Origin of the sequence: Bacteroides sp., assembly GCF_029057325.1 — a bacterium.
In the GTDB taxonomy this organism is placed as follows: Bacteria; Bacteroidota; Bacteroidia; order Bacteroidales; family Bacteroidaceae; genus Bacteroides.
This window is the reverse complement of record NZ_JAICZW010000006.1, coordinates 1-9,354: the sequence shown is the minus strand read 5'-3', so window position 1 is coordinate 9,354 and position 9,354 is coordinate 1. Positions and strand designations below refer to the sequence as shown.

Annotated in this window: 10 protein-coding genes; 6 read left to right on the top strand and 4 right to left on the bottom strand. The window is 54.2% G+C overall.

All coding sequences use genetic code 11. The features are described from left to right. The coding region (locus K2G43_RS00220; RefSeq protein ID WP_300152556.1) for a hypothetical protein at positions 1-202 on the bottom strand (202 nt) is incomplete at its 3' end. Between the two features lie 26 nt (positions 203-228). On the opposite strand from K2G43_RS00220, the gene K2G43_RS00215 reads away from it, so the two are divergent. From K2G43_RS00215 to lgt, 4 genes are all read left to right on the top strand, one after another. Further along, positions 229-825, top strand: a complete 597-nt coding sequence (locus K2G43_RS00215; protein WP_297641973.1) for a DUF4251 domain-containing protein — start codon at positions 229-231, stop codon at positions 823-825. A 162-nt stretch (positions 826-987) separates the two neighbouring features. Beyond that, a complete protein-coding gene (gene ychF / locus K2G43_RS00210; protein WP_297641975.1) occupies positions 988-2,091 on the top strand; it encodes a redox-regulated ATPase YchF in 1,104 nt (367 codons plus the stop codon). A gap of 17 nt (positions 2,092-2,108) precedes the next feature. Beyond that, on the top strand, positions 2,109-3,056 hold the full coding sequence (locus K2G43_RS00205) for a ketopantoate reductase family protein (protein WP_300152553.1): 948 nt from the start codon (positions 2,109-2,111) through the stop codon (positions 3,054-3,056). Between the two features lie 171 nt (positions 3,057-3,227). Then, positions 3,228-4,055 (top strand): prolipoprotein diacylglyceryl transferase, encoded by an 828-nt coding sequence (gene lgt / locus K2G43_RS00200; RefSeq protein WP_300152551.1) that lies wholly within the window; start codon positions 3,228-3,230, stop codon positions 4,053-4,055. Here lgt and K2G43_RS00195 read toward each other — a convergent pair. Then, the gene (locus tag K2G43_RS00195; RefSeq protein ID WP_300152549.1) at positions 4,025-4,159 is read right to left on the bottom strand and encodes a uroporphyrinogen decarboxylase family protein; all 135 of its coding nucleotides are present in this window, start codon (positions 4,157-4,159) and stop codon (positions 4,025-4,027) included. The genes lgt and K2G43_RS00195 overlap by 31 nt on opposite strands. Before the next feature lie 309 nt (positions 4,160-4,468). Here K2G43_RS00195 and K2G43_RS00190 point away from each other — a divergent pair, with 309 nt between their 5' ends. After that, entirely contained in the window at positions 4,469-4,978 is a 510-nt protein-coding gene (locus K2G43_RS00190) for an AraC family transcriptional regulator (protein ID WP_300152547.1), read from the top strand. Beyond that, positions 4,975-5,106, top strand: a complete 132-nt coding sequence (locus tag K2G43_RS00185; protein ID WP_300152545.1) for a hypothetical protein — start codon at positions 4,975-4,977, stop codon at positions 5,104-5,106. The genes K2G43_RS00190 and K2G43_RS00185 overlap by 4 nt, the downstream gene beginning before the upstream one ends. A gap of 2 nt (positions 5,107-5,108) precedes the next feature. Here the strand turns inward: K2G43_RS00185 and K2G43_RS00180 are convergent, their stop codons facing one another. Together K2G43_RS00180 and mutS are read right to left on the bottom strand one after the other, a co-directional pair. Further along, positions 5,109-6,569 carry a glycoside hydrolase family 125 protein gene (locus K2G43_RS00180; RefSeq protein WP_300152543.1) on the bottom strand — a complete coding sequence of 487 codons (1,461 nt, stop codon included), beginning with the start codon at positions 6,567-6,569 and terminating at the stop codon, positions 5,109-5,111. Between the two features lie 42 nt (positions 6,570-6,611). Further along, positions 6,612-9,230, bottom strand: a complete 2,619-nt coding sequence (gene mutS / locus K2G43_RS00175; protein ID WP_300152558.1) for a DNA mismatch repair protein MutS — start codon at positions 9,228-9,230, stop codon at positions 6,612-6,614. Between the last annotated feature and the right edge of the window lie 124 nt (positions 9,231-9,354).

The window sequence follows — 9,354 nt, the reverse complement described above, 5'->3', positions numbered from 1 at the left end:
CATGCGCCCGCTTTAAGGTTTGATAAGGCTTTTCGTCTCTCCCATCACAGCCTCCTCCCGCTTCTATTGGAACAATCGGACAAAACAATATGGCGCGCATCGTTGTTAATACAGTAAAAGAGGCGGAAGTGTGCCATCCGCATGCCATTCGACATTCCGGCATCCCCTCAAGCAGAAGTGATTTATATATCAGAACAACCATATTATTCAACCTAAACAACAACAATTATGAAACAAATCGTAATTTTAATGGCCTTGCTGCTCGCCACCCTTACGGCAGGAGCGCAAAACGAGAGAAGAATCTACACAAGCGGCGAACTGAAAGCCATGCAGAGACGCACGGAAAGGAAGGCCACCCGTGAACAGCAAAAACAGGCGCAAGCCATACAAGACTCCATCTACTACGCCAAAGCCCTCCGTGCACTGGAAAACCTGGATTTTGTCGTTGAAGCCGACCAGCTGGTCTTCAAACGGGGACAAACAGCCTTCGTCTCTTCGATGACAAACTTCATCTCCCTGTCGGACGAAAAGGCCGTTGTGCAAGTAGCGCCTTTCAATGGCGGCGGACCTAACGGCGTAGGCGGCGTCACCGTAGAAGGAAGAGCCTCCAACATCCTGACAAAGATGGATAAAAAAGGAAACGTCACGTTCAACATGAGCGTCATGGGCACCGGCATATCCGCCTCCGTCCGCCTGCAACTATACAAAGGCTCGAACAGGGTATCGGTCACCGTCAGTCCGAACTTCAGTTCCAACACCGTGACGCTCAACGGAAAACTGCTCCCTACCGAATGGTCGAGTGTCTATAAAGGCTCATCACTCTAACAAACTCCCCGACAATCCCCCTCCGGCCTCTGATTGATACGGATTTATTGATTCTCCGATATGCAGACAAGGATAAAATGCCTATCTTTGCAGCCGAAAAGCGGCGAAAGGCGATAATCACGCCGCATGAATCGAACAGATAACTCTAAACAATCGAATAAAATGGCTTTACAATGTGGTATTGTCGGGCTACCGAACGTAGGTAAATCGACACTTTTCAATTGCTTGTCCAACGCAAAAGCGCAAGCGGCAAACTTCCCTTTCTGTACTATAGAACCGAACGTAGGTGTCATCACCGTACCCGATGAAAGGCTGGCCAAACTTGCCGAACTGGTACATCCCGGACGCATCGTTCCCACCACCGTGGAAATTGTAGATATCGCAGGATTGGTGAAAGGTGCCAGCAAAGGCGAAGGACTTGGCAACAAGTTCCTTGCCAACATCCGCGAGACGGATGCCATCATCCACGTGCTCCGCTGCTTCGACGATGAGAATGTGACGCATGTGGACGGCAGCGTGAACCCCGTACGCGACAAGGAAATCATCGACTATGAACTTCAGCTGAAGGACCTGGAAACCGTGGAAAGCCGCATCCAGAAAGTGCAGAAACAGGCACAGACGGGAGGCGACAAGGCCGCCAAGCAGACATACGATGTACTGGTGCGATACAAAGAGGCACTGGAGCAGGGCAAATCGGCACGTACCGTACGGTTCGAAAGCAAGGACGAGCAGAAGATTGCCCGCGACCTCTTTCTGCTAACCTCCAAACCCGTGATGTACGTCTGCAACGTAGATGAGGCAAGCGCCGTGAAGGGCAACAAGTACGTCGATATGGTGCGTGAGGCCGTGAAAGAGGAGAATGCCGAAATCCTGATTGTCGCCGCCAAGACAGAAGCCGACATCGCCGAACTGGAGACCTACGAAGACCGCCAGATGTTCCTCGAAGAGGTGGGATTGGAAGAATCGGGCGTAAGCCGCCTCATCAAGTCGGCCTACCAGCTGCTGAACCTGGAGACCTTCATCACTGCCGGCGAAATGGAAGTCAAGGCGTGGACCTATCAGAAGGGATGGAAGGCTCCGCAATGTGCCGGTGTCATCCACACGGACTTCGAGAAGGGATTCATCCGCGCGGAAGTCATCAAGTATGAAGACTATATCAAGTATGGCAGCGAAGCCGCCGTGCGCGAGGCAGGAAAGCTGGGCGTGGAAGGCAAGGAGTATGTGGTGCAGGATGGGGACATCATGCACTTCAGATTCAATGTGTAAAAACACATCACTACAAAATGGCAAACAATAAGCTGAAATACCTCATCGCAGGCACCGGCGGCGTAGGCGGAAGCATCGCCGCCTTCCTGGCACTGGCCGGAAAAGACGTGACCTGCATCGCCCGCGGCGAACACCTCGCCGCCCTGCGCCAACACGGACTGCAACTGCACTCCGACCTGAAAGGCGAACACACGCTGCACCTGCCCGCCTGCACTGCCGAAGAGTTTCAGGGCAAGGCAGACGTCATCTTCGTCTGCGTCAAAGGCTATTCGGTGAGCTCCATCACGGAGCTTATCAAGCGTGCCGCACATGCCGATACGGTGGTCATCCCCATCCTGAACGTCTATGGCACCGGGCCGCGCATCCAGCGGCTGGTTCCCGGCGTGACGGTGCTCGACGGCTGCATCTACATCGTGGGCTTCCTGTCGGGCAAGGGAGAAATCACACAGATGGGAAAGATATTCCGTCTGGTCTATGGAGCGCATCGCGACACGATTGTTTCCCGTGAAACATTGGAGGCCGTGCAGCACGACCTGCAGGAGAGCGGCATCAAGGCCGAAATCTCCGACGACATCAACCGCGACACCTTCGTCAAATGGTCGTTCATCTCCGCCATGGCGGTCACCGGAGCCTACTACGACGTGCCTATGGGCGAAGTGCAGAAGCCGGGCGAGGTGCGTGACACCTTCACCGGACTGTCGCGCGAAAGCGCCACCTTAGGCAAGAAGTTGGGCATCGACTTCCGGGAAGACCTGGTGGAATACAACCTGAAAGTAGTCGATAAGCTGGCACCCGAAAGCACCGCCTCCATGCAGAAAGACCTGGCAAGAGGACACGAAAGCGAAGTGCAGGGCTTGCTTTTCGACCTGATTGCCGCAGCGGAGGAACAGGGTATCGAGATTCCCACATACCGAAAGGTGGCGGAGAAGTTCAAAGCGCTCCATGCCTTGAACGCTTCCGAATAATCTGATTATCAAGACTTGACAGACACTTGTGTTCAACATGACAGACACAAGTGTTCAACATGACAGACACAAGTGTTTGAGACGACAGACACTTGCGTCTGTCAAACCAGGAAATAATCAAGATTATTTCCTACCTTTGTCCCCCGGACAAGAAACATAACTTTAATGAATATGCTACCACTACTCTCCATCCACTGGAATCCGGACCCTGTCATCATCGATTTCGGGGTTTTTGCCCTGCGCTACTACGGGCTGCTCTGGATTGTCGGCCTCGCCCTCGCCTACTTCATTGTGCGCCGCCAATACCGCGACCGCAGGATAGGCGACGACAAGTTCGAACCGCTCTTCTTCTACTGCTTCTTCGGCATCCTGATCGGAGCAAGGTTGGGACACTGCATCTTCTACGATTGGGCTTACTACAAAGACCATTTTGTGGAAATGATACTTCCCTTCAAACAGACCGCCGAAGGATGGAAAATGACGGGCTACACCGGACTGGCCAGCCACGGAGGCACTTTAGGACTGATTATCGCCCTCTGGCTCTACTGCCGCAAGACCCGGATGCACTACATGGACGTGCTGGACATGATAGCCGTGGCCACCCCCATCACCGCCTGCTGCATCCGCCTGGCCAACCTGATGAACTCCGAAATCATCGGCAAGCCCGCCGACGTGCCCTGGGCGTTCGTCTTCGAGCGTGTGGACATGCTTCCCCGCCATCCGGCACAACTCTATGAGGCCATCGCCTACTTCCTCTTCTTCATCGGCATGGTCTGGCTCTACAAGCGTGCCCGCACCTACCACCGCGGCTTCTACTTCGGGCTCTGCCTGACGGAAATCTTCGTGTTCCGCTTCTTCATCGAGTTCCTGAAAGAGAACCAGGTGGACTTTGAAAACGGCATGACGCTGAACATGGGGCAATGGCTCAGCGTGCCGTTCATCCTCATCGGTATCTACTTTATGTGTTTCTATGGGAGGAACAATGCCACCGCACGATAGAAAGCCTCGATGTTCTCGTAAGGGATGTGAGACGGAATGTCGCAGCCGGTGGAAAGGATAAAGTTGGGATAGGATTTGGTCCGCTCCAGCAACTCTTTTGTCACCGTGAAGACTCTGTCTCGACGCCGGCCTGCTTGAAGATACCCACAGAGTTGAGGTTGCCCATCGCCAAGATGTGGGCAGGAATGCTTTTTATATGTGCCCCATCCGCAGCTCAGCCTGATGGAAGACAGTCCGCTGACCGGTGACTTGTATGTATATGCTTTGGGTTATTTTCCCAAGGCTGCCCACCATCACATTGAAAGGCCGGAAGGATGCAATGAATATATTCTGATTTATTGCACTGAAGATACAGGGAAAATAGAGCTGTATGGGAAAAAGGAGCTACTGAAAGAAAGGCAGTTCATCACATCTTGCCCCAAGGCATCCCACACAGTTATCAGTCTGATGCGCGGAATCCTTGGAGCATACATTGGCTGCATTTTAAAGGAAGCAAGGCACTAGTTCTTGCCAAAGGATTTGATAAGCCTACCGACGCAAACAGCCTGCCTTGCTTCCGGAAAGAAAAATGTTTCAGCCTCTTTGAAGAAATCTATATAACACTGAACGAAGGCATGGCACTTTCAAACCTCCACCATGCCAGTCTGTGCCTTGGTCATTTGCTTGCCATCTTCTGCATCCGGGATGTCCAGGTTCAAACATTCCGCCCCAAAGAGTATGCGGAGAATGTGATGAAACGAGTCATTCAATATATGAACGAAAACGTGGAGGGCAATCTGACCATGAACGACCTCACCGCCTTTTGCGGCTATTCCGCCTCCTATTTCTATCGGAAGTTTGTCAAGGAGACAGGACATGCACCTCTGAAGTATTACATGCAGCTAAAAAGAGAGCCTGCTATCTGCTTATCAATAGCGACATGAAGATAAACCAGATAGCTTATCGTTTGGGAGTTCATGCCTCTCAACACTTCTCACGCATGTTTTCCGGCATCATGGGCATGTCGGCATGGGGGTTCCGCAAACAAAACTGGCCGTCGGTCGGCCGATGAGGTTACTGCAAGCTGTTCAGCAACTCTACCTTTCCTTCGTTCACCAGCTTCAGAATCAGTTCGCCGAACAGGGTGTTCTGCCAGGCAAACCAGGCACGGGTGAAGCGTGCGGCATCGTCTTTATGGAAAGACTCGTGCATGAATCCCGTATCGGCATCGGTATCCATCAGCATCCGGATGCAGGTCTTGATTTCTTCATCATCCCGGCTGGTGAAGGCTTTCATCATGATGCTCATGGGCCACACCATGTCGTAACCGATGTGCGGGCCGCCGATGCCTTCGCCTGCCGTTCCTTTGAAGAAGTAGGGGTTGCTGTCGCTCCACACAAAGCGGCGCGTGTTCTGATAGATGGGGTCGTCCACGTCCACATCGCCCAGATAGGCCATGGCAAGGAGGCTGGGAACGTTGGCATCGTCCATCAGCAGGTGGTTGCCGAATCCGTCCACCTCGAAGGCATAGATGGTGCCGAACTTGGGATGGTTGTAGGTGGCATATCGCTTCAAGGCTGTCTCCACCTCAGCGGCCAGTTCGGTGCACTCTTTGGCAAGGGCTGTCTCCTTGTTCACCTCTGTCAGAATCTCGGCGGCTTTCCGCAAGGAGGAGACGGCGAAGAAGTTGGAAGGAACCAGGTACTGGAGCGTAGTGGCATCGTCCGAAGGGCGGAAAGCAGAGACAATCAGCCCAACGGGATTGACGGGAGCCCCCAGACCACCGTTGTTCAAGGTATCGAGCGCACGGTCTGTCTTGCGCAGGAAATGGTAAGGGCCTACCCCCTCCTTGCGCTGCTGTTCCTTGAAGGTCTTCAGGATGGCGGTTATCGCCTTCACCCACTCGCCGTCGAAGATGCTGCTGTCGCCGGTCACCTTCCAATAGTGATAGGCCAGGCGGAGCGGATAGCAGAGGGAGTCGATTTCCCACTTGCGCTCGTGCAGTTCGGGCTTCATGTCGGTGAAGTCGGACATCCATTCGCCGCCCGTCGGGCCGTCGTTGAAGGCGTTGGCGTATGGGTCTATATTGATGCAGAGAAACTGGCGGCGGATGACGCCTTCGAGCATCTTCTTCAGTTCGGGGTCTTCGTTGGCAAGCTGCACGTATGGCCACACCTGCGCCCCCGAATCGCGCAGCCACATGGCATGGATGTCGCCGGTATAGACAAACGTGTCGGGCTTTCCGTCGCGCATGCGGAAATGTACGGTGGTGTCTAGCGTATTAGGGAAGCAGTTCTCGAACATCCATGCCAGTTTGGGGTTGGTGAGCAACTGCTTCACACGGGCTATCTCCGCCTCCACGGCTTTCGAGGTAAAGAGGCGATGCTTCGGACGGTTGCTTTTGTAGGCAGCAGCGGTCAAGGCAGGGTTCTCTACATGTGTGTTGTCGTTCGCCAAGGCAAATGTTTCTGTTCCGGCGTAGCCTTGCATGCAGCATAAGGCAAAGGCGCACAGGGCAATGTTTCTGTTTTTCATGGTTCTATCTGTTCTTTGTTGTCAGTCATCCATCTTCTCGGGTTATTTTCCTTTCACTATCCTCTTGATGTCGTTCAGCTTGTTCAGCGCCTCCAGCGGCGTGAGGTTGTTCACGTCGAGGTTCAGTATCTCGTCGCGTATCTGACAAAGCACGGGGTCGTCGAGTTGGAAGAAGCTGAGTTGCATGCCGCCTGCCGGGGTCGTGCCTTCGGCGATGTTCTTCCCGCTCACCGTTCCTGTCTGCCGGTTCTCCACTTCCAGTTGGTGGAGGATTTCGTCGGCACGCTTCACGATGCTCTTCGGCATGCCGGCCAGCTTCGCCACGTGGATACCGAAGGAGTGCTCGCTGCCGCCGCGCTCCAGCTTGCGCAGGAAGATGACCTTGCCATCAACCTCCTTTACAGACACGTTGTAGTTCTTGATGCGCTTGAAGCTCTTCTCCATCTCGTTCAGCTCGTGGTAGTGGGTGGCGAAGAGGGTGCGTGCCTTGGCCTTGCGATGCTCGTGGATGTGCTCCACGATGGCCCAGGCAATGGAGATGCCGTCGTAGGTGGAGGTGCCTCGTCCCAGTTCGTCGAAGAGCACCAGACTGCGGGGTGAGAGGTTGTTCAGGATGTCCGCCGCCTCGTTCATCTCCACCATGAAGGTGGACTCGCCGACGGAGATGTTGTCGCTGGCTCCTACACGGGTGAATATCTTGTCCACCAGGCCGATGTGCGCACTTTCGGCAGGCACGAAGCTGCCTATTTGTGCCAGGAGGGTAATCAGTGCGGTCTGCCTCAGCAGGGCCGACTTACCTGCCATGTTGGGCCCCGTGATGATGATAATCTGCTGCGTGTCGTTGTCCAGCATCACGTCGTTGGCAATGTATTTCTCGCCTATCGGAAGTTGTTTCTCGATGACGGGGTGGCGTCCCTGCCGAATCTCCAGCACGGGGTCGTCGGCGATGATGGGGCGTATGTAGTTGTTCTCGCATGCCACCGTGGCAAAGGAGAGCAGACAGTCCAGACGGGCTATCTGGTTGGCGTTCATCTGAATGGCGGGTATAAACTCGCTCAAGGCCTGCACCAGTTCGGTGTAAAGCCGTGTTTCCAGTACCAGAATCTTGTCTTCGGCGCCGAGAATCTTCTCTTCGTACTCTTTCAGTTCCTGGGTGATGTAGCGTTCGGCGTTTGCCAGGGTCTGCTTGCGTATCCATTCGGGTGGCACCTTGTCCTTGTGCGTGTTCCGCACCTCGATGTAGTAGCCGAAGACGTTGTTGTATCCAATCTTCAGGCTGGGGATTTCGGTCAGTTCGCTTTCGCGCTGCTGTATCTGCAGAAGATAGTCCTTGCCTGAGTAGGCGATGCGTCGTAGCTCGTCAAGCTCGTCGCTGACCCCCTCTTTGATGACGCCTCCCTTGTTGACGAGCAGGGGCGGGTCGTTGTTGATGTCTTTATCGATGCGGTCGCGGATGGAGCGGCAGATGTTCAGTTGTTCGCCGATGCGGTTGAGGCTGGCGTTGTCGGCCTCCGTGCAGGCGGCCTTGATGGGCTCGATGGCCTGCAAAGCCACTTTCAGGGCGACCACCTCGCGCGGGGAGACGCGTCCCACCGCCACCTTGGAGATGATGCGTTCCAGGTCGCCTATCAGGTGCAGCTGCTCCTCTATCAGCTCTTTGAAATCGGGATGGCGGAAGAAGTACTCCACCACATCCAGGCGGCTGTTGACGGGCTGCACGTCCTTCAGCGGGAATACCAGCCAGCGCTTCAGCAGGCGGGCGCCCATCGGGCTGATGGTCTTGTCTATCACATTGAGCAGGCTGCTGCCGCCATCGTTCATGCTTCCCATCAGCTCCAGGCTGCGCACGGTGAACTTGTCGAGGCGGACGTATTTGTCCTCTTCGATGCGTGCCAGCGAGGTGATGTGGCCTATTTGGGTATGCTGCGTCATGATGAGGTATTGCAGGATGGCTCCCGAAGCGATGATGCCGTTCTTGAGGTGCTCTACGCCGAAGCCTTTCAGGTTCTTCACCTCAAAGTGCTTCAACAGCTTCTCGCGGGCGGAGGTTTCGGTAAACACCCAATCGTCCAGTTCGAAGGTGAAGAACTTGTTTCCGAAGTTTCCTTCGAACATCAGGCGTTTGCCGCGCTCGAAGAGCACCTCTTTCGGGGCGAAATTGTTCAGCAGCTTGTCCACATGGTCGAAAGGCCCTTCGGCAGTCAGAAACTCGCCCGTGGATATGTCCAGAAAGGCCACGCCGCAAGAGCCCTTGCCGAAATGGACGGCGGCCAGGAAGTTGTTCTCCTTGTAGTTCAGTATGTTGTCGTTGATGGATACGCCAGGTGTCACCAGCTCCGTGATGCCCCGTTTCACCAGCTTCTTTGTCAGTTTCGGGTCTTCCAGCTGGTCGCAAATCGCCACCCGCTTCCCTGCCCGTACCAGTTTGGGCAGATAGGTGTCGAGCGCATGATGGGGGAATCCAGCCATTTCGATGGTCTTCCCCTTGCCGTTGGCACGTTTGGTCAGGGTAATGCCTAAGATTTCGGCAGCCACCACGGCATCGGTAGAATAGGTTTCATAGAAGTCTCCGCAACGAAACAGCATAACGGCATCAGGATGTTTTGCCTTCAAATCAAGAAACTGTTTCATCATTGGAGTAAGGACAATATCTTCGTTCACTGCGGTATCTCTTTTAGAGTTCATACATCCAATTTAATAACGGGGCAAAGATAGCGCAAAATAAGGAGAAAAGACACCCCCTGAAGAGGCGAAAAGCCTTATCAAACCTTAAAACGGGCGTACA